Below are 21,063 nucleotides of genomic sequence, written 5' to 3'. Positions count from 1 at the left end.
CAAGCCGCCACGCGCCGCCAGCGCGGCGCGCGCGAGTGCGATCCATGACAGCGCGGCGGCTGCGGCCGCGCGGAGAAAGAGACGAGAGATGATGGATTTTATCGAGTACGTGGCGAGCGAATTGAAAGAAGGACGCCTGTCCCGCGACAACGCCTTCGGCCTGATCCGGCAGTACGCCGGCCAGCGCGGCGCGGGGCGTCCGGACGGCGCGCGCCATCCGCTGCTGCAGCACAATATTTCCGATCTTTACCACCAGCGCTACGGCTCGTCCTTCGACGGTGGAGAGTTCTTCCTGGCCGACCATCGGGTGGCGGTGCAGACTGGCGAGCCCATCCGGGTATTGCCCGCGGTCGCCTACCTGGAAATGGCTCGCGCAGCCGCAGTGGACGCTTCGCCGGAACGCCAGGCATCCGACGCGCTGCGCCTCGACGACGTGGTATGGCTGCAGCCAGTGGTGGCGGACGGCCGCGTCGATGTGCTGCTGGAGCTGTCCGCCGACGAGGGCAGTGACATCGCCTTCGAGGTGCTGAGCGTGCCCGGCGGCGGCGGGGAACCATCGCCGCACTGCCGCGGCACGGCCAGGCCGTCGCCAGACGAGCCGCCCGCCAAGCTGGATCTGGCGGGACTTCAGGCGCGCATGATGGCCGGCCGGCTGGACGCGAAGGAATTGTATGCCGCCTATCACGCGATGGGCATGCGTTTCGGTCCGGCCCACCGGCCGGTGGACTGGGTGCTGCGCGGCGATGGCGAAGTCCTGGCCTGCCTAAGCCTGCCGGCCGCGGTGGGCGATACGCTGGGCGCGTTCCGGCTGCATCCAAGCCTGCTGGACGGCGCGCTGCAAGCTGCCATGGGCTTGCTGGCCGACCCGTCCGCCGCGCCGGACGAGCCTTCTCTGCCGTTCGCGCTGGACCGCCTGACCGTTTACGCCGGCTGCGCGCGGCGCATGTTCGCCTGGGTGCGCCGCTGTCCGGGCGAGCCCGGCGGCGATCTGACCGCGCGGCTGGACATCGACCTTTGCGACGAAGATGGCAGGGTATGCGCCGCGCTGCGCGGTTTTTGCTCGCGGCCTCTGCAAAACGGCTCGGCCGACGAGCTGGTGATCGCCAAGCCGGTCTGGCGCGAGGCGGTGGCGTCGGGCAGCCACCAGGGCAGCCGCCATGTGTTGTTGTGCGGCGTGGCAGATGGGCAGGCCAATGCGCTGGGGAGGGCGTTGTCGGGCGCGTCCATCGAATGCCTGCCTTGGCTTGGCGAAGACGCGGCCAGCGGCTACGAGGCCGCCGCGCTGGCCTGCCTGCGCGCGATCCAGCGGTTGTCCTCCGAAGAAGGAGAAGTCCTGTTGCAACTGGCGGTTGCCGATGAGCTGCACGCTGGTTTGTCCGGCCTGCTGCGGACTGCCGCGCTCGAGCGTCCGCGGCTGCGCGCGCAATTGCTGTTGCTTGAGCCGGACTGCGACGCGGCAACGCTGGCTGAGCGACTGCAGGCGGAGTCCGGCGCCGACGCGCTGGTCGATTATCGCGACGGCATGCGCAAGACGCGCGGCTGGGCGGCGCTGCCGGCGGACGAGCACGCTCCGCTGGCGTACAAAGAAGACGGCGTCTACCTGATCACCGGGGGGCTGGGCGGCATCGGGGCGTTGTTCGCCGCCGACATCCTGAGCCAGGCATCGCGCGCCCGCGTGGTGCTGGCCGGCCGGGCCGCCGACGGGGAGGGCATCCAGGCCCGGCTTGGCGAGATCGCGCCGGACCCGGCATCGCGGGCGCGGCTGCACTATCGGCAGCTGGACCTGGCCGACCGCAACGCGGCGGCCCGCGCGGTGGCCGATATCGCATCCGCTCACGGCGGCCTGAACGGCGTGCTGCATTGCGCCGGCACGGTCAGGGACAAGCTGCTGGCGCGAAAGGATGAGGCGGAATTCCGCAGCGTGCTCGCGCCAAAGGTGGCCGGCACAGTCAATCTGGACCTGGCCTGCGCCGATTCGCCGCTGGATTTCTTCGCCTTGTTCTCATCCGGCGCATCCGTGCTGGGCAATCCGGGACAGGGCGATTACGCGGCGGCAAACGGTTTTCTCGACGCTTTCGCCGCGCACCGCGGCCAATTGGCGGAGCAAGGCTTGCGCCAGGGCCGCGCGCTGGCCGTCAATTGGCCGCTGTGGCGCGACGGCGGCATGAGCATGCCCGAGAGCCAGCTGGCCGCGATGTTCGAATCCACGGGCATGCGGGCGCTGCAGACGCAGAGCGGCATGTCCGCCTTCAGGATCAGCCTGGCGTCAGGGGTGTCCCAGACCGTGGTGGTGGAGGGCGATGGCCGCCGCATCCGCCAGGTTTTGTTCGACGCGCCGGCGTCCGCTGGATTGGAACCGATTGAAGAGCCGATGCCGGCCATCGTTGGCGGCGACCTGGCCGATAAAACCCGCGACTACTTGCGCCGCCAGTTCGCGGCGCTGTTCAAGCTGGCGCACCACAAGATAGACGCGCGCGCGCCGTTGGAAAAATACGGCATAGACTCCATCCTGGCGATGGACCTGACCAGACAGCTGGAAAAGACCTTCGGCCCGCTGTCCAAGACGTTGTTTTTCGAATATCAGTCTATCGATGAGCTGACCGGCTATTTCCTGCGCGCGCATGCGGATAAGCTGGACGGCCTGTTCGCTGGGGCGCGGCCGGAAACCGCCGCGAAGCGACAGCCTCCCGCCGCTCCGCGTCCAGCCGCGCGCGCAATGCGGCCCTTGGCCAAGCCGGCAGCCGCTCCCGCACAGCGCCGCGACGAGCCCATCGCCATCGTCGGACTCAGCGGCCGCTATCCGCAGGCCATGGATGTGGACGCCTTCTGGCAAAAGCTGCGCGACGGCGAGGACTGCGTCACCGAGGTGCCGCGCGAGCGCTGGGACTGGCGAGAGTATTACAGCGAGGACCGAACCAAACCGGGCGCGCACTACAGCAAATGGGGCGGCTTCATCGAGGGCGTAGACGAATTCGACCCGCTGTTCTTCAACATCCCGCCGGTAGACGCGGAATACCTGGATCCTCAGGAGAGATTGTTTCTGCAGCACGCCTGGATGGCGGTGGAGGACGCCGGCTACAGCCGGGCCGCATTGCAGATTCCGCGCGACGGCGATCTGCCAGGACAGGTGGGCGTCTATGTCGGCGTGATGTACGGCGAGTACCAGCTGTTCGGCGCCGAAGCCAGTCTGGACGGGGAGCGAGTGGGCGTGCCGGTCAGCTACGCCAGCATCGCCAACCGGGTGTCCTATCTGCTCAACCTGCATGGTCCCAGCATGACGCTGGACAGCATGTGCTCATCGTCGCTGACCGCCATCCACCTGGCCTGCCAGGACTTGAAGAGCGGCCGCGCCGAGCTGGCCATCGCCGGCGGCGTCAATGTCACGATACACCCCAACAAATACCTGATTCTCAGCGCTGGCCAGTATATTTCCAGCGATGGCCACTGCCAGAGCTTCGGCGAGGGCGGGGACGGATACATTCCCGGTGAGGGCGTCGGCGCGGTGGTGCTCAAGCGCCTGTCGGACGCCGAACGCGACGGAAACGTCATCTACGGAGTGATCCGCGGCAGCGCGTTGAACCATGGAGGCAAGACCAACGGCTATTCGGTGCCGAATCCCCGGGCCCAGGCCAGCGTGATCCGCCAGGCTTTGAAGGACGCCGGCGTCGAGGCCCGCCATGTAGGCTATATCGAGGCGCACGGCACCGGCACCAAGCTGGGCGACCCGATAGAGATCGCCGCGCTGACCGAGGTGTTCCGCGAATCCACCGACCGTCGCCAATTCTGCGCGATAGGCTCCGCCAAATCCAATATCGGCCACTGCGAATCGGCGGCCGGCATCGCCGGCCTGACCAAGGTGCTGCTGCAGATGAGGCACCGCAGCCTGGCGCCTTCGCTGCACTCCGCCCGGTTGAATCCGCACATCGATTTCGAATCCACGCCTTTCATCGTCAATCAGGCGTTGCGGCCGTGGGACGCGCCGGAGGAAAACGGCCGCGCGCTGCCCCGCATCGCGGGTATTTCCTCGTTCGGCGCCGGCGGCTCCAACGCCCATCTGATCGTGGCGGAGTATATCCAGCCGGCCTTTGCCGGCGAGCTGGCTGGGCCGGCCATCGTGCCGCTGTCGGCGCGCACCGGCCAGCAGCTGGCGCAAAAAGCGAGCGATCTGCTGGCCTATTTGCGCCGTCAAGAGCATGAGCCGTCGCTGTCGGCGCTGAGCCATACGCTGCAAGCCGGCCGCGAGGCGATGGACGCGCGCGCGGCTTTTGTCGTCGACAGCCTCCCCCAGCTGACGGCACGGCTGGAGGCCTTCTGTCGCGGCGAGACGGAGATCGAGGCTTGCTTCCGCGGCGACGCCGGGCGGGACGGCGACGAGTTCGCGTCGCTGGTCCGCGACGAGGACATGCGGGAAACCGTGGAGCGCTGGATCGCGCGCGGCAAGCTGGAGCGGCTGGCCGAGATGTGGACGCGAGGACTGGAGTTGGACTGGAGCCGCTTGCGCAGCGGCGGGGCGGGCAGATTGATCTCTCTGCCGGCTTACCCCTTCGCCCGCGATCGCTACTGGATCGCCGACCGGCGCAAGGCGCGCAAAGCCGGGGCCGCCGCCGCGCTGCATCCCTTGCTGCATGAAAACGCATCGGACCTCGCGCGACAGCGCTACGTTTCCCGTTTTGACGGCGGCGAATTCTTTTTCGCCGATCACAAGCTGAATATGGCCGGCGAGCGCCGCGGCGTGCTGCCGGCCGCCGCCTATCTGGAAATGGCCCGCGCGGCGGCGGAGCTGGCCATGCCGGCCGAAGCCAGGCCGGCAGTCTGGCGGCTGGACAACGTAGCGTGGCTGCGTCCGCTGACGGCCGGGCAGGCCGGAGAAGTCCATGTCGCGCTGACGCCGCGCGCGGATGGCGGCATAGGCTTCGAAGTGTTGGCGAACGGCGAGAACGAGCCGTTCTGCCTGGGCGAGGCGACGCCATTGGCCTCGGCAGCCGGACCAACGCTGGATCTGGCGGCGTTGCGTGGCGCAATGGGCGCCGGAGAGATGAAGGCGGCGGAGCTGTACCGGGTTTTCGAATCCATGGGCATGCATTACGGGCCGGGTTTCCGCGGCGTGGCCGAGCTGCTTCCAGGAGAGGGGCAGGCGCTGGCCAGGCTGGCGCTGCCTGACATGGCCAGTGGCTACGCGCTGCATCCCGGGATGCTGGACAGCGCCTTGCAGGCCTCAGCCGCCCTGGCCGGCGGGGCTTTGCCGGACACGCCGGCAGTGCCGTTCGCGCTGGGCTCAATAACGGCATTCGCACCGTGCCAGACCGAGATGCATGCCTGGCTGCGCCGGGACGATTTAGGCCGGATAGACATTGATCTGTGCGACCAGGCCGGCCGGGTCTGCGTGCAACTGCGAGGGCTTGAGGTGCGCGAGCTGCGCGCGGAGGGCGGGCGCGACGGGGTACTGATGGCCGAGCCGGCGTGGGAGGCGTTGCCTGCGCACGCCGCAGCGCAAGCGGCGGATGCGGGCCGGCGCCGCGCGGCGCTGTTGCTGGGCATGGACGGCATGGAGCCGGACGCGCTGCGCCGGGCCTTGCCCGAAGTGGATGTCGAAACCCTGGATTTGCCCGACGCGGCCAAGCCGGCCGAACGCTTCCAGGCGGCGGCGCTGGCGACGCTGAAACGATTGCATGCGCTGTTCGCTGGCGGGCAAGATCCCGTTTCGCTGCAAGTGGCGGTCGCGTGCGGCGAAGACGAGCTGCTGGCCGGGCTGAGCGGCATGCTGGACAGCGCCCGCCAGGAACGGCCTAACTTGCGCGTCCAGCTGCTGCTGACGGATGCGGCGCGCGACGCGGCGGTTCTGGCCGCCCAATTGAATGCCGCCGCGAATCTGCCGTCGGAAACGCTGCTGAAATTCCAGGGCAGCCAGGCTTCCGGCCAACGCTGGCGCGAGCTTGCCGCGCCGCAAAATGCACCTGCTTTCCGCGATGGCGGCGTCTATCTGATCACCGGCGGTCTGGGCGGGCTGGGCCGCGTGTTCGCGCGCTCCATTCTGGAGCGGACCCGCGACGCCGTCGTGGTGCTGAGCGGCCGCGCGCCGGCAGGAAGCGCGCAGGACCAAGCCTTGCAGGAGCTGGCCGGGCAGGCCGGCGCGGCTGGCGGGCGGCTGGCGTATCGCCGCGTGGATCTGGCGGATGCCGCGGATGTGGCGGAACTGGTTTCCAGCATCGTTTCGCAGTTCGGCGCCTTGAGCGGGGTGCTCCACAGCGCCGGCATGACTGCTGACGGACTGCTGGCCGGCAAGGATGCCGCCGGTTTCGCCAAGGTGCTGGTGCCCAAAGCGGCGGGCACGGTCAATCTGGATTTGGCCACTCTCGACATCGGGCTGGACTTCTTCGCGCTGTTCTCCTCGCTGGCCGGCGCTTACGGCAATGCGGGGCAGTCCGACTACGCCGCCGCCAACGCCTTCATGGACCGTTACGCCGAGCATCGCGCGCGGCTGGCGAAGGCAGGCCTGCGCGCGGGCCGCAGCCTGTCCATCGCCTGGCCCTTGTGGCAAGAGGGCGGCATGCGTCTGGACGAGGGCCAGGCGGCAAGCCTGGAGCAGGCCTCCGGCATGCGTCCGCTGGAAACGGCGAACGGCGTCGCCGCGCTAGAAGCGGCGTTGGCGTCGGGGGCTGCGCGGGTGGCGGTGGCGCAGGGCGATCTGCCCAAGCTGCGCCGCGCGCTGCTGGAGGCGCGCGCCGAAGCCGAGCCGGCGGCTTCCGTCGCGGAACGGACGGGCGGGGAGGCCTTGCGCGACGGCGCGCGCCGTTGGCTGGCCGGCGAGTTCGCCGCATTGCTGAAGCTGCCCGCAAGGGAGGTGGATGTCCGCGCTCCGCTGGACAAGTATGGGATGGACTCGGTGCTGGCGATGAAATTCACTCAGCAGCTGGAGTGCCACTTCGGTGCCTTGCCCAAGACGCTGTTGTTCGAATACCAGACGCTGGACGCGCTGGCCGGCCATCTGGCGCGCCAATATCCCGGCGCTGTCGCGGCCATAGCGGGGTTGGGCCAGCATGCCGCGCAGCCTGAACCGGCGCGACCGCCGCAAGCCGCGCGCTGGCTGCCGGGCGCGGCCCGCTTCACCGCGCCGCCGGCCGGCGGCCGCGACGAGGTGGCCATCATCGGTTTGGCCGGCCGATATCCGCGCGCGGCGAATCTGGCGGAGTTCTGGACCAATCTGCGCGACGGCGTGGATTGCATAGGCGAAGTGCCGGCCGAGCGCTGGGACCACGCGCGCTTCTTCGACCCGCGCCGCAACCAGCCGGGCAAAACCTACAGCAAGTGGGGCGGCTTCCTCGATGGCGTGGATCGTTTCGATCCGCTGTTCTTCAGCATTTCGCCCAAGGAAGCGGAGCTGATGGACCCGCAGGAGCGCTTGTTCCTGGAAACCGCCTGGGAGGCGATGGAGGATGCCGGCTACGGCAAGACCGGTTTCGCCGGCCGTCGCGTCGGCGTCTATGTCGGCGCCATGTGGGGCCATTACGAGCTATATGGCGTCAACGCGCCGCAGGACGGGGTGCCCAGCTCCTCGTTCGCATCCATCGCCAACCGGGTGTCGTACTTCTTCGATTTCCATGGACCCAGCCTGGCGCTGGACACCATGTGCTCGTCGTCGCTGACCGCCATTCACCTGGCTTGCGACGCCTTGCGCGGCGGCGAGGCCGACGTGGCCATCGCCGGCGGCGTCAATGTCTCCATTCATCCCAACAAATACTTGAATCTGAGTCAGGGAAACTTCTCTTCCAGCGACGGCCGCTGTCGCAGTTTCGGCGCCGGCGGAGACGGCTACGTGCCGGGCGAGGGCGTGGGCGCGGTGGTGCTCAAGCCCTTGTCGCGCGCGCTGGCGGACGGCGACCAGGTGTACGGCATCGTCAAGGCCAGCGCGGTCAACCACGGCGGCAAGACCAATGGCTACACCGTGCCCAATCCCTCGGCGCAGGCTGAAGTGATCCGCGCGGCGCTGGACAAGGCCGGCGTGGACGCCGCCGCCATCGGTTACGTGGAGACGCACGGCACCGGCACCTCGCTGGGCGATCCGATCGAGATCGCCGGCCTGGCGCGCGCGTTCGGCGACGGCCTGGAGGCCCAGTCCTGCCCGATAGGCTCGGTGAAGTCAAATATCGGCCACCTGGAGTCGGCGGCCGGCATCGCCGCGCTGACCAAGGTGCTGTTGCAGATCCGCCATGGCCAGCTGGCGCCGTCGCTGCATGCCGACACCCTGAATCCGCTCATCGATTTCAATGCCTCTCCGTTTCGGGTGCAGACCGCGTCTGCGGATTGGCCGCGGCGGAACGGACAAGCCCGCCGCGCCTGCGTCAGCTCCTTCGGGGCGGGCGGCTCCAACGCCCACCTGGTGATAGAGGAATGCCTGGCCGCGCGGCCGCCGGCGACAGCCGACCAGCCGGAAATCTTCCTGCTCTCCGCGCGCAGCCGAGCCGCGTTGCGGGTCTACGCCGAGCGCATGCTGGCCTTCGCGGCGACGGACGAATCGGCAGCCTGGGCCGATATCGCGTACACCTCGCAGCTAGGGCGCGAGCCGTTGCCTGAGCGGTTGGCGGTCATCGCCGCCAGCCGGGACGAATGGCGGGACAAGCTTGCGCGTTGGCTGCGGGGCGAAGGCGAGGCGGCGCATGAAGGCAATGTCCGCGATGCCGGAAACGGCGCGTCGCTGCTGACGGATGGCGAGGCGGGCGCGGCCTTCCTCGACGTAGCGCTGAGGCAGCGAGACCTGGATCGGTTGGCGAGGTTGTGGATCGCCGGCGCGGACATCGCCTGGGCGCGGCTGCATGCGTCGGGCCGCCGCGTCTCGCTTCCGTTTTATCCATTTGAAAGGGAGCGCTACTGGCTGGCGGCGGCTTTGCCCGCCGACGCGCCGCAGGCAGCGCGGATGCCGGAGCTGGCGTTGCGCCGCTATGGTCCGGTTTGGCGGGATCAGCCGCTGGCCGGCGGAGAGTGGAGCGGCGGGATCCTGTTGCTGGGCGCCGAAGCCGCCCTGGCGGATGCGTTGAAAAATGCCGGGGCGCAGGTCGCTTCAGCGACCGCCGCCAGCGAGTATCGCCGCGCCGAGGCGGGTTGTTATGAGCTGGACATGGCCAGCGACGCCGATTTCGACCGCCTGTTGGACGATCTGGAGCAGGACGGATTGCGGCCGCGCGCGGTGTTGCATTTCAGCGCGAAAGGCGAAATCACCGCGCAGCTGGATGGCGGCGTGCATGCGCTGCATAGCCTGTGCCGGGCGCAATTGCGACGCAAGAACGCCGGCCCGCTGCGCATCCTGGCCGCGGCGCGGGGAGCTTTGCCCGCCCACGCCGCCTTGGCCGGCTATCTGCGCAGCCTGACGCTGGAAGCGCCGCGCATCGCCGGACGCGTGATCGGGGCGGAAGCCGCCGCGACCAGCGACGAGCTGGCCGCCATAGCGCTCGCCGAGCTGGGCGATGCCGACTGGCGCGGAGAGGAAGTGCGTTACGGGGCGCAAGCGCGCCGTCAGGTCCGCGCCATCGAACGCTGCGATGACGCCGATTTCGCGGCTGGCCGCACCAGCGCGTCCATCCGCCAGGGTGGGGCCTATCTGATCACTGGCGGGCTGGGCGGGCTGGGCTATCTGCTGGCCGAGCATCTGGCGCGAGAGTACGGCGCCAAACTGGCGCTCAGCGGCCGCTCAGCGGCGGATGAAAACACCGAAAGCAGGCTGGCGCATCTGCGCGCCTGCGGCGGCGAGGCCGTCTATCTGCAGGCGGACGTGGCTGATCGCGGCCGGGCGGACGCGCTGGTGGCGAAGATTCTGACCCGCTTCGGCAGGCTGGACGGTGTAATCCACAGCGCTGGCGCGCATCGGGATGCCTACGCGGTCAACAAGCCGCGCGAAGACATGGATGCGGTGCTCGCCGCCAAAGTATTGGGAACCGTCCACCTTGATCGGGCGACGCGCGATCTGGACCTGGATTTGTTCGTCTTGTTCTCGTCCATCGCCGGCGTGGCCGGCAATGCCGGACAATGCGACTACGCCTATGCCAACCGCTTCCTCGATGCTTACGCCGAAGCGCGGGCCGCGCGCTCGTCCGGCCGGACCTTGTCGATAGATTGGCCGTTCTGGGCCGATGGCGGCATGCGCATCGCCAGCGCCGATTTAGAGCTGTTGCGCGAGCGGGCCGGCATCCACCCGCTGCCGACTGCCTTGGGCCTGCGCTGCTGGGATGATTTCCTGGCGTCCGGGCTGACGCAGGGCATCGCGCTGTACGGCGAGGCCGAGCGGCTGGACGCCAATCTTGCCGCGCGGCCACGCCCCGCGGCCTCTTCGCTGGCTGTGGCGAGCGCCGGTCTGGGGCAGGAGGCGGTGGAAGCTTACCTGAAGCGCCTGTTGAGCGCAGAAATCCGCTTGCCGGAGGATAGGATAGACTCTGACGAGCGTTTCGACGCCTACGGCCTGGATTCGGTGATGGTGAATCGCCTGAACGCCGAGCTGGAGCGCGGCCTGGGCGTGTTGCCGAAAACCCTGTTCTATGAATGCGCGACGGTGGCGGAACTGGCCGGCTACCTGCGCAGAGAAGCCGCGCCGGCCTTGTCCGCTTTGCTGGCGGCGCCGATGGCGCCCGCTGGCGAAGCCGAGTCCGCCGAAGCGGCGTCGACCGTGGGTTTAGCTGTCGCATCGGCTGTCGCGCCGATGGAAAGCGGCGAAAAAATCGCAATAGTGGGCATCCATGGCCGCTTTCCCGGAGCGGATGATCTGGACACCTTCTGGGCCCACTTGCAGGCCGGGCGCGACCTGATCTCGCCAGTCCCGGCGGCGCGCTGGAACGCCGAGGCCTGGGCCGAGGGCGAGCAGGGCATCTATTGCCGCTGGGGCGGTTTTCTCGACGGCGTCGACCAGTTCGACGCGCCGTTCTTCGGCATCCCGGATGACGACGCCAGGCTGATGGACCCGCAAGAGAGATTATTCCTGCAGTCGGCATGGAGCGCGCTGGAGGATGCCGGCTATACCCGGGACAGTCTGCGCAGGCGTCACCCCAAAGGCCGAGGAGCGGATGTCGGGGTGTTCTGCGGCGTCACCACCAACAGCTACCAGATGCTGGCGCCGGACGAATGGCGCCGCGGAAACATGGCGTCCCCGGCTTCGATGCCGTGGTCCATCGCCAACCGCGTGTCCTATGTTTTCGACTTCAACGGTCCGAGCATGCCGGTGGACACCGCTTGCTCGTCGTCGCTGGTGGCGATGCACCTGGCTTGCGAAAGCCTGCGCCGGGGCGAATGCCAGGCGGCGGTGGCCGGCGGGGTCAACCTTTACCTGCATCCGTCCAAGTATTACTCGCTGTGCGGCCGCGGCATGCTGGCGCGCGGCGCGCATTGCCGCAGTTTCGGCGCCGGCGACGATGGTTTCGTGCCCGGCGAGGGCGTCGGCGCCGTGGTGCTGAAGCCGCTGTCGCGCGCGCTCGCAGACGGCGATCATATTCACGGCGTGATCGCCGCCAGCGGCTACGAGCACAGCGGGCGAGGCAATGGTTACGCCGCGCCCAACCCCGGCGCGCAAGCGGCGCTGATCGGCCGCACGCTAGCCCAGGCCGGCCTGAGTCCGGAGGCCATGGGCTATGTCGAGGGGCACGGCACCGGCACCCAACTGGGCGACAGCCTGGAAGTGGCATCCCTGAGCCAGGCCTTCCGCGCCGGCACCGATAAAAAGCAGTACTGTCCGTTGGGATCGGTGAAATCCAATATCGGCCACGCGGAGTCGGCGGCCGGCATGGGCGGCGTGGCCAAGATCCTGCTGCAGCTGCGCCATCGGCAGATCGCGCCGACGCTGCACGCCCGAGAGGCGAATCCCAACATCGACTTTGCCGCTTCGCCGTTCTATTTGCAGCATGAGCTGGCCGATTGGAAGGCGGTAGACGGCCAGCCGCGCCGGGCGATGATCAACTCCTTCGGCGCCGGCGGCGTCAACGCCTGCCTGATTCTGGAAGAGCACCTGCCGCCGACCGGGCGGAGTTGCGAGGCGTTGAAACTGTTCCCGCTGTCCGCGCGCGACGGGGACCGGTTGCGCGAGCAGGCCGTCAGGCTGGCCGAGCGCGTGGCCGGGGACCAGACCATCGACCTGGACGCGCTGGCCTGGACGCTGCAGACCGGCCGCGAGGCGATGGAGCAACGGTTGGCCATCGCCGCGAACGACCGCGCCAGCCTGCTGGACGCGCTGCGGCTGGCGGCCGCCGGCGAAACCGCTCCAGTCATGGCGGAGGGCAGGGTGGAGCCTCATCAGCGGCGCCGGAAGCTGGCGGACGAAGAGCTGGCTCGTCTGCGCGCGCTGCGCGACGCGGGAGAGACGCTGGAAATCGCCCGCGCCTGGGTGGCCGGCCAGGAGCTGGATTGGCCGCTGCTGCATCAAGGCGAACCGCCCGCGCGGCTGCCGTTGCCGGCTTATCCCTTCGCCCAGTTGCGCTACTGGGTGTCCGATGCCGCGCCTTCGCAGCCCGGAACGCGATCGCAGCCGGCCGCGCCGGCTCCGCGCCTGCATCCGCTGGTGGCGGAGAATGCCTCCACGCTCAAGGAAGTGGCGTTTTCGTCCTGCTTGTCCGGCGACGGTTTCTATGCCCGCGACCACCGCATCAATGGCCAGGGGCTGTTCCCCGGCGCGGGTTTCCTGGAACTGGCCTGCGTGGCCGGCTCCATCGCCGGCGAGCGCCCGGTGGCGGGACTGGAAGATGTGGTGTGGAACCAGCCGCTGCGGCTGGACGCCGGCCGCAGCCAGTTGGTGAAGACCGTCTTGCGCGGCGGAGAAGATGGCGCGGATTGCCTGATCGTGTCCTTTGACGAGGACAACGAGCGGGTGGTGCATGCCGAGGCCCGCTTGGTCTATGGCCGGGCAAGCCATAGCGAGGCGGCGGAGCCCATCCGGCTGGACGATCTGAAGGCCAGGGCCGCTCAGACGAAGTCCGGCGCAGATTGCTACGCCGAGCTGGCGAAGCTGGGCTTCCATTACGGGCCCGGCTTCCAGACCATCCAGGAACTGCACATCGGGGAGGGCTACGCGCTGTCGCGGCTCAAGCTAGCCGACAGCTGCCTGGCCGATTTCGACCAGTATTCGCTGCATCCCAGTTTGGTGGACGGCGCGCTGCAAACGGTGCTGGGCGTCGCGGGGCAGGGCGCAAGCGCCGCGCCGCACCTGCCTTTCGCGCTGGGCGGCGTCCAGTTGCTGGGGCGTTTGCCGCCGGAATGCTACGCATGCGCGTGGCTGTGCGAATCTGCGCATGGCCGTCCCTCCGACCTTAAGCAGTTCGATATTCTGCTGCTCAATCAAAACGGCGAACCGCTGCTCCGGCTGAACAGGCTGTACGCGCGGGCCTTCGCCGGAGGGGCCGGCTCCATGGGGGATGCGCGGCTGCAGCACGCGGACTGAGGAGTGGATTGAGCGATGCAGCGTATGCGGATGGAGGAGTGCGAGGTGGCGCCGGTGGTCGACGTGATCCGCGTCGAGCACCAGTTCATGAAGAACAACAACTATCTCGCGATGGACCCGCTCAGCCGCGACGCGGTGTTGGTGGACCCGGCTTGGCAGGATGAAAAGATAGAGGCCGCGCTGGCTGGCCGCGCCGCCAGGCTGCGAGGCATCCTGCTCACCCATGCGCATTTCGACCACATTCATCTGGCCGAGCAGTTGTCCGAACGGCACGGCTGCCCGGTATGGATGTCTGAGCGGGAGATCGCGGCCTCAGGTTACCGCGCAGCCCGCCTCGCCGCCATAGACGAAACCCCATGGCAGGTGGGCGGGCTGCGCATCCAGCCCATCCTCACCCCGGGCCACACGCCTGGCTGCGCCTGCTATCTGATTGGCGGCCATTTGTTCACCGGCGATGTGCTGTTCATCGAAGGTTGCGGCATCTGTCCCGACGAAGCGGCGGCCCATCAGATGTTCGATAGCCTGGAGCGGCTGAAGGGGACATTGCCCAGGGATACGCGCATCTATCCGGGCCATACCTACCAACTGGAACCCGGCCAGCCGCTGTCCAAGGTGCTGGCCTGCAACATCTATCTCCAGTTTCGCGACCGGGAAAGCTTCGCGGCATACCGGCTGCGCAGCGGGCAGAGCATGCAAAAGCTGCTCGCTTTCCGTTAGATCCGGCGCGCCTGCCCTGCGCGGCCGACCACAGTGACTCGAAAGGAATGACGTGAGTATTGTTGGAATCGAAGCGATGAATGTGTTCTCCGGCACGGTCTGTCTGGACGTGTTCAAGCTGGCGGAGCATAGGGGACTGGACATGAGCCGGTTCGAGAACCTGCTGATGAAGGAAAAGTCGGTGGCGCTGCCGTACGAAGACCCGATCACCTTCGCGGTCAACGCGGCCAAGCCCATCATCGACGCGTTGAGTCCGGAGGAGAAGGACCGGATCGAGATGGTGATCACCTGCACCGAGTCCGCGTTTGACTTCGGCAAATCGATGAGCACCTATTGCCACGACCTGCTGGGGCTGAATCGCAACTGCCGGCTGTTCGAGCTGAAAAACGCCTGCTACTCGGGCGTGGCGGGCCTGCAGAACGCGATCAACTTCGTGCTGTCCCAGGCCTCGCCGGGCGCCAAGGCGCTGGTGCTGGCCACCGACGTGTCGCGCTTCATGGTGGAAGCGGGCGGCGACGCGCTGTCGGCCGACTGGTCGTTCGCCGAGCCCAGCAGCGGCTCGGGCGCGGTGGCCATGCTGGTCAGCGACCGGCCGCATATTTTCCAGATCGATGTCGGCGCCAACGGCTATTACGGCTACGAGGTGATGGACACCTGCCGCCCTTCGCCGGACACCGATGCCGGCGACACCGACCTGTCGCTGCTGTCCTATCTGAATTGCTGCGAAAACGCTTTCCTGGAATACCAGAAGCGCGTGACGGGGGCCGATTTCGCCCAAACCTTTTCCTATCTGGCCTATCACACGCCGTTTGGCGGCATGGTCAAAGGCGCGCACCGCAATATGATGCGCAAGCTGGCCAAGGCCACCCCGGCCGACATCGAGGCCGATTTCCAGCGCCGCGTGATGCCCGGCATGGCGCACTGCCAGCGCGTGGGCAACATCATGGGCGCGACGGCGGCGCTATCGCTGGCCAGCACGATAGACCACGCGGAAATCGATGCGCCGCGCCGCATCGGCGTGTTTTCCTACGGCTCCGGCTGCTGCTCCGAGTTTTTCAGTGGCATCGCCACCCCGGAAGGTCAGCGCCGGCTGCGCGGGATGAGGATAGGCGAGCATCTGGACCGCCGCCGCGCGCTGACCATCGCGGAGTACGACGAATTGCTGGAACGCAATCTGAGGCTGAAATTCGGCACCCGCAACCTGATGGTGGATACCAGCTTCTTGTCCGAAGCGCGCAAGACGATGGGCCGCCCGGTATTGTTCCTGAAAGAAATCAAGGAGTTCCATCGGGAGTACGAATGGATCTCCTGAACCGGAGCTGGGAAACGCTGCAGGTTCGGCTGGAGGATGAGGTCTGCTTCATCCGCATCGACAGGCCGGACGCCGGCAACGCGATAAACGACATGCTGGTAGAGGAAATGTCCGCGGCGCTGGCCGCCTGCGACGAGGCGGCCAAGGTGGTGGTGCTGGAAGGGCAGCCCGAGGTGTTCTGCGCCGGCGCCGACTTCCGCCAGATCGAGCAAAGGCTGGGCGCGGGCGACGCGAGCGGGGGCCAGCATCCGGAACCCTTGTACCGGCTGTGGCAGAGGTTGGCGTGCGGACCTTACGTCACCATCGCCCATGTCAAGGGCAAGGCCAACGCGGGAGGCATCGGTTTCGTCTCCGCCTGCGACATCGTGCTCAGCGACGACAAGGCCACTTTCGGCCTGTCCGAGCTGCTATTCGGCCTGATGCCGGCCTGCGTGCTGCCTTTCCTGATCCGGAGAGTGGGTTTCTCCAAGGCCAATTACATGACCTTGACCACCCAGCCGGTCTCCGCGGCCTTGGCGAGAGAGTGGGGGCTGGTGGACGCCTGCGACGAAAACAGCGACAAGCTGCTGCGCGCCCAGTTGCTGCGGCTGCGCCGCATGGGCAAGACCGGCATCGCGCGCTACAAGCGCTATGCCGCGGAGCTGGACGATTCGCTGCAGCGGTCTATGGCGCCGGCGCTGGCCGCCAACGTCGAAGTGTTTTCCGACGCGGACAACCTGGAAAAGATCGCCCGCTTCGTCAGGACCGGCCGCTTCCCGTGGGAAGGCCAGCCATGAGCGGGCCTGTCGTCGCGGTGGAGAACGCCTTGCCCGGCGTGGCGTTGATCCGGATGCAGGACCGCGCCAACAAGAACACCTTCACCTTCGAAATGATAGACCGGCTGACCGAAGCCTTTGCCGAAGCCGGCGCGCGGCAGGATGTCCGCGCCGTGGTGCTGACCGGCTACGACAGCTATTTTTCCAGCGGCGGCACCCAGGAAGGGCTGCGCGACCTGTTCGAGGGCCGCTACCGCTTCACCGACAAGGACCTGTACAGTGTGGCGCTGAATTGCCCGCTGCCGGTGGTGGCGGCGATGCAGGGCCACGGCATCGGCGGCGGTTTCGTGCTAGGGCTGTTCGCCGATTTGGCGGTGCTGGCGCGGGAAAGCGTCTACACCGCCAATTTCATGAAATACGGCTTCACGCCGGGCATGGGCGCGACGCTGGTGCTGCCGGAGAAACTGGGACCGGCGCTGGCCCAGGAAATGATGCTGGGAGCCGGCAACTACCGCGGCGAAGAGCTGCAGCGGCGAGGCGCGCCGTTTCCCGTGCTGCCGCGCGAGCAGGTGCTGCCGCATGCGCTGGAGCTGGCCGCATCGCTGGCGGAGAAGCCCAGGCAGTCGCTGGTGGCGCTGAAACGGCACCTGAGCGCCTCTTTGCGCGCGAGGCTGCCGGCGTTCATCGAGCAGGAACTTGAGTTGCACGAACAGACCTTTCACCAACCCGAGGTCCGGGAACGGATCGAGGCCTTGTTCGGGCGTTGACACGCAATCGCTTAATCTAGAGGAGCAAACGAATGAATCAGGAAGGCGTGCTGGAAATCATCGCCCGTCACGCGCGGGAAATCGTGCCGGACCTGCAAGGCCACGCGTTCAGCGAGTCCGACTCGCTGCGCGCGCTGGGCGCCAATTCGGTGGACCGCGCCGACATCATCATGATGACGCTGGAGTCGCTGTCGCTCAACGCCCCGCTGATCGAAATGGCCAAGGCGGAAAACATCGGCGAACTGGCCCGCATCATCCATGCGAAGCTTTGAGCGACGGGATCTGTTCGTCAGCGGCTTGGGCGTGGTTTCGGCCATCGGCCAGGGCAGGAAGGACTTCCTTCAGGGCTTGATGGAGGGCCGTCAGCGTTTCGCGGCCATGCAGCGGCCTGGCCGGCAACGCCCGGAGGCCGATCCAGCCCTGTCGCCGTTCATCGGCGCGGAAATCGGCGAGCTCAGCCTGCCGGATCGAGTCTCCCCATCGCTGCAGCGCGCCGCATCCTGGTCGGGCAAGGCGGCGCTGGCGGCGCTGGGCGAAGCCTGGCTGGATGCTTGCCTGGATGAGGTCCCGCCGCACCGGATCGGCCTGGTGGTGGGGGGCTCCAACCTCCAGCAGCGCGAGTTGATGCTGTCGCGGGAAGCCTATCGGGGCCGCGAATCCTTTTTACGGCCGGCCTATGCGTTGTCCTTCATGGATAGCGACATCTGCGGATTGTGCACCGAGGCCTTCGGCATACGGGGCATGGCGTATACGGCGGGCGGCGCGTCGGCCAGCGGACAGTTGGCGGTGCTGCAGGCATGCGAGGCGGTTGAAAGCGGCCGGGTGGATGTCTGCATCGCGCTGGGCGCGCTGATGGATCTGTCCTATTGGGAGTGCCAGAGCTTCCGCTCGCTGGGCGCGATGGGGTCGGATCGTTACGCGGACGCGCCCCAGCTCGCTTGCCGGCCATTCGACGAGGGGCGCGACGGCTTCATCTACGGCGAAGCCTGCGGCGCGGTGGTGGTGGAGCGCGCGGGGCGCAAGAGCATCAACCCCTATGCCAGGCTGTCCGGCCGGGGCATCGCGATGGATGGCAACCGCAATCCGAATCCTTCACTCGAGGGCGAGGTGGAGGCGATACGGCAGGCGCTCGAAACCGCTGGCTTGCGCGCAGCGGACATCGATTACATCAATCCCCACGGCACAGGTTCCGCACTGGGCGACGCCACTGAGCTGCAAGCGCTGCGCGCCAGCGGACTGGACCACGTTCGCCTGAACGCCACCAAGGCTCTGGTCGGCCATGGGCTGAGCGCCGCCGGCGCGGTGGAGTTGATCGCGGGCCTGCTGCAAATGCGGGAAGGGCGCTTGCACCCCACCCGCAACCTGGATAGTCCGATGGCTCCGGATTTGGGCTGGACCGGCTCGGAGGCGGCGCGGCACGAAATGCGGCATGCCTTGAATCTGAGCATGGGCTTCGGCGGCATCAACACAGCGGTCTGTTTTAGCCGCGTCTGATCTGTAAAACAATGATTCAGTGGAGGTGAAATAGGATGAAAGTGTTCATGTTTCCCGGCCAGGGCTCTCAGTACAAGGGCATGGGCGGCGATTTGTTCGACGGTTTCAAGGACCTGGCGGACAAGGCCGATGGCATTTTGGGTTATTCGCTGCGCGAACTGTGCATCGACGACCCGCGCGGCGAGCTGAATCAGACCCGCTTCACCCAGCCGGCGCTGTACGTGGTCAATGCGCTGAGCTATTTCCGCAAGCTGGAAGAGGGAAGCGGCAAGCCGGACTTTCTGGCCGGCCACAGCCTGGGCGAATTCAACGCACTGATGGCGGCAGGGTGCTACGACTTCGAAACCGGGCTCAAACTGGTGCAGAAGCGCGGCGAGCTGATGGGCGAAGTGAGCAACGGCGCGATGGCCGCCATCGTCAACGCAGGCAAGGAGGAGATTGAAAGCGCGCTGGCCGAGAACGGGCTCTCCAACGTATTCATCGCCAACTACAATACCCCCTCGCAAATCGTCATCTCCGGCCAGGCTGACGAGATCGCCCGGGCCGAGCAGTTGTTCCAACGCGGCAAGATGCGTTATTACCCGCTCAATACCAGCGGCGCCTTCCATACCCGCTTCATGCTGCCGGCGAAGGAGGCGTTCTCTAAATTCTTGAAGCAGTTCAAGTTCGCCAAGCCGCAGATTCCGGTGATCGCCAATTACTCGGCTCGTCCCTACGAGGACAAGAAGATCGCCGACACGCTGTCGCGGCAGATCGCCAGCACGGTGCGTTGGTCCGAAAGCATCCAGTACCTGCTGGAAACGGCCGCGGAGCGCGGCCAAGACGCGGCATTCGAGGAAATGGGCGCCGGCGACGTGCTGACCCGGTTGGTTTACGGCATCAAACAGCAGATGCCGGCTTCCACCGGCCAGGCTGCGGAGAAGCCAGCCGAGGAGGCGGCTCAAGCGGAGCAGTCCGCCTCCGGGCAGGCCACGGAGAGCGCAGCCGACAAAGTCGCCGCCTGGAATCGTGGACATCCGATCGGCAGCAAGGTGAAAACCTCGATGGAAGGCTATCCGGAACTGGAGACTCGCACCGAAGCCATGGTGTTGTTCGGTCACCGCGCGGCAGTTTATATGAAGGGTTACAACGGCTATTTCGATCTCGACGAAGTGTCGCCGGCGTGATCCGGCGTTGGCGCGGATAGAGAAGCCGCGGTGAGGTTCACCGCGGCTTCTCATGCGTTGAAACCAGCGGGTCAGACCATGGTTTCGCGCAAACGAGCCAAGTTGTTCAGGTCGCGTCCGTAAGGGGTCAGGATGGCATGCGCGCTGGAGCCGCCATCTTTTCGCAGCAGATATTTAGCGAATGTGGCCATGGTGCCGGACGGACCGACATCGATATAGCGACAGCCGCCATCGCGTTCCAACCGCGCGATGGTTTCGCGCAAGCGGATGGGGTTGCGCACTGCGCGCCAGAAAAAGTCGGCCGGCAGACGCCGCAACGGGTCGGCTTGCTCACAACAGATCAGCGGCAGCGCGCCTCCTTTGAAAGATAGATGCGAGGTGCGCCGCAGAAAATCGTCCCGCGCGTCGTCTATCCAGCGCGAATGGTAGGCGTGGCGCACTGGAAGCCGTTGATGAGCGATGTCCAGGCTGCGCAGCCTGGCTTCGATTTCCGTCAATTGCGCCGCGGGAGCCGATAAGGCGAAGTGGCCGTCGAAATTATCGGCCGCCAGCTCCCATTGCAGTCCATCCAGGCGACCGACCGTTTTGTCCATCGGAGCAAGGACTGCCAGCATGCCGCCGGGCATGGCGCTATCGTGGAAAGCGCCTGCCTGGCTGATTACCGCATCCAGCGCATCCTCAACAGAAACAAAGCCGGCAACCGCGGCGGCGGCGAACGACCCCATGCTGGCCCCAAGCGTCAGGTCCGGATGCAGCCCCTCGCTTTGCAGGCACTGAGCCAGCGCGTACTCCAGCATGAAGATCGCTGGATGGGTATGCGGAATATGGTCGAACGTCTCGTTCTTGCCGCGAGAGTAGATCGCTTCCAACGCCGATGCGCCGGTTCGCTCCCTGACTTGGCAGTCCAGCGTTTCCATCCAACTGCGGAATTCCGGGTTTGAGCCAAACAACTCCAGGCCCATCTGAAAATATTGCGATCCCTGTCCCGAAAACATGAATATCGTGATCATCGACGCCCACCCAAATCAAGCCGGTTCGCGAACAGCGTCCATCGGAGGCAGGTGGCCAGACTCAATCACCGGTTCGCCCAATGCCCGGAAATAGGCGCGCCAGAACTCGACCGCGCGCAATGCGGCCTGTTGGCCGCTTACGCATTCGATTTCAAACAAGTCATCTGTTTGCAGGGCATCTCGCGCCGGCCAACTACGCAGCGGTTCATCTGCCGCCAGCTGAATGTGGCGGAGCAGGGCGATCTTATCCAGATCCGACGAGGCGGGGACGTAATCGATCAGCAAGGTGCATTCCCGGGCAGGGCTGGCGCCGTAAATGCGGTAACGAACCGAAGTGGTGGGCGTATGCATGGCTCGTCCTTTCGAAGTGCTGGAGAAACAATTATTCAAAACGGCATGGCCGCGCTGAGCACTCGCGCTTGCGGCAGACTCTAGCA

At 66.8% G+C, this 21,063-nt stretch carries 10 protein-coding genes; 8 read left to right on the top strand and 2 right to left on the bottom strand.

From position 1 onward, the window contains the following. Positions 1-88 precede the first annotated feature (88 nt). Genes BKX93_RS24435 through fabD form a run of 8 tightly spaced genes read left to right on the top strand, consistent with a single transcriptional unit; the run spans position 89 to position 19,616 of the window. Positions 89-13,405 carry an SDR family NAD(P)-dependent oxidoreductase gene (locus tag BKX93_RS24435; protein ID WP_070978674.1) on the top strand — a complete coding sequence of 4,439 codons (13,317 nt, stop codon included), beginning with the start codon at positions 89-91 and terminating at the stop codon, positions 13,403-13,405. Positions 13,406-13,420: 15 nt separating this feature from the next. Next, a complete protein-coding gene (locus tag BKX93_RS02980) occupies positions 13,421-14,122 on the top strand; it encodes an MBL fold metallo-hydrolase (RefSeq protein ID WP_052729381.1) in 702 nt (233 codons plus the stop codon). A 52-nt stretch (positions 14,123-14,174) separates the two neighbouring features. After that, positions 14,175-15,434, top strand: a complete 1,260-nt coding sequence (locus BKX93_RS02975; protein ID WP_070978672.1) for a hydroxymethylglutaryl-CoA synthase family protein — start codon at positions 14,175-14,177, stop codon at positions 15,432-15,434. Further along, positions 15,422-16,210: an enoyl-CoA hydratase/isomerase gene (locus BKX93_RS02970; RefSeq protein WP_070978671.1), complete on the top strand. Its 789-nt coding sequence runs from the start codon at positions 15,422-15,424 to the stop codon at positions 16,208-16,210. Before BKX93_RS02975 ends, BKX93_RS02970 begins: the two co-directional genes overlap by 13 nt. Beyond that, positions 16,207-16,956: a polyketide synthase gene (locus BKX93_RS02965; protein ID WP_070978669.1), complete on the top strand. Its 750-nt coding sequence runs from the start codon at positions 16,207-16,209 to the stop codon at positions 16,954-16,956. The genes BKX93_RS02970 and BKX93_RS02965 overlap by 4 nt, the downstream gene beginning before the upstream one ends. Positions 16,957-16,988: 32 nt before the next feature. Then, complete coding sequence (locus BKX93_RS02960) at positions 16,989-17,228, top strand: acyl carrier protein (RefSeq protein WP_021476122.1); 240 nt, start codon at positions 16,989-16,991, stop codon at positions 17,226-17,228. Beyond that, the gene (locus BKX93_RS02955) at positions 17,215-18,450 is read left to right on the top strand and encodes a beta-ketoacyl synthase N-terminal-like domain-containing protein (protein ID WP_070978667.1); all 1,236 of its coding nucleotides are present in this window, start codon (positions 17,215-17,217) and stop codon (positions 18,448-18,450) included. Before BKX93_RS02960 ends, BKX93_RS02955 begins: the two co-directional genes overlap by 14 nt. A 35-nt stretch (positions 18,451-18,485) precedes the next feature. After that, positions 18,486-19,616: an ACP S-malonyltransferase gene (gene fabD, locus BKX93_RS02950; RefSeq protein ID WP_070978664.1), complete on the top strand. Its 1,131-nt coding sequence runs from the start codon at positions 18,486-18,488 to the stop codon at positions 19,614-19,616. Positions 19,617-19,687: 71 nt separating this feature from the next. Here the strand turns inward: fabD and BKX93_RS02945 are convergent, their stop codons facing one another. Both BKX93_RS02945 and BKX93_RS02940 read right to left on the bottom strand, forming a co-directional pair. Then, positions 19,688-20,626, bottom strand: a complete 939-nt coding sequence (locus BKX93_RS02945) for an acyltransferase domain-containing protein (RefSeq protein ID WP_070978663.1) — start codon at positions 20,624-20,626, stop codon at positions 19,688-19,690. Positions 20,627-20,641: 15 nt separating this feature from the next. Beyond that, entirely contained in the window at positions 20,642-20,977 is a 336-nt protein-coding gene (locus BKX93_RS02940; RefSeq protein WP_083340418.1) for a hypothetical protein, read from the bottom strand. Positions 20,978-21,063: the final 86 nt, after the last annotated feature.

Origin of the sequence: Chromobacterium vaccinii, from assembly GCF_001855275.1 — a bacterium.
Classification (GTDB): domain Bacteria; phylum Pseudomonadota; class Gammaproteobacteria; order Burkholderiales; family Chromobacteriaceae; genus Chromobacterium; species Chromobacterium vaccinii.
This window is presented reverse-complemented; position numbering and strand designations above follow the sequence as displayed.

What these genes read in the sequence shown, in the direction of transcription:
- BKX93_RS02970 (WP_070978671.1), top strand. Translation starts at nt 15,422, where the DNA reads ATGGATCTCCTGAACCGGAGCTGGGAAACGCTGCAGGTTCGGCTGGAG.
- fabD (WP_070978664.1), top strand. Translation starts at nt 18,486, where the DNA reads ATGAAAGTGTTCATGTTTCCCGGCCAGGGCTCTCAGTACAAGGGCATG.
- BKX93_RS02960 (WP_021476122.1), top strand. Translation starts at nt 16,989, where the DNA reads ATGAATCAGGAAGGCGTGCTGGAAATCATCGCCCGTCACGCGCGGGAA.
- BKX93_RS24435 (WP_070978674.1), top strand. Translation starts at nt 89, where the DNA reads ATGATGGATTTTATCGAGTACGTGGCGAGCGAATTGAAAGAAGGACGC.
- BKX93_RS02940 (WP_083340418.1), bottom strand. Translation starts at nt 20,977, where the DNA reads ATGCATACGCCCACCACTTCGGTTCGTTACCGCATTTACGGCGCCAGC.
- BKX93_RS02965 (WP_070978669.1), top strand. Translation starts at nt 16,207, where the DNA reads ATGAGCGGGCCTGTCGTCGCGGTGGAGAACGCCTTGCCCGGCGTGGCG.
- BKX93_RS02945 (WP_070978663.1), bottom strand. Translation starts at nt 20,626, where the DNA reads ATGATCACGATATTCATGTTTTCGGGACAGGGATCGCAATATTTTCAG.
- BKX93_RS02980 (WP_052729381.1), top strand. Translation starts at nt 13,421, where the DNA reads ATGCAGCGTATGCGGATGGAGGAGTGCGAGGTGGCGCCGGTGGTCGAC.
- BKX93_RS02955 (WP_070978667.1), top strand. Translation starts at nt 17,215, where the DNA reads ATGCGAAGCTTTGAGCGACGGGATCTGTTCGTCAGCGGCTTGGGCGTG.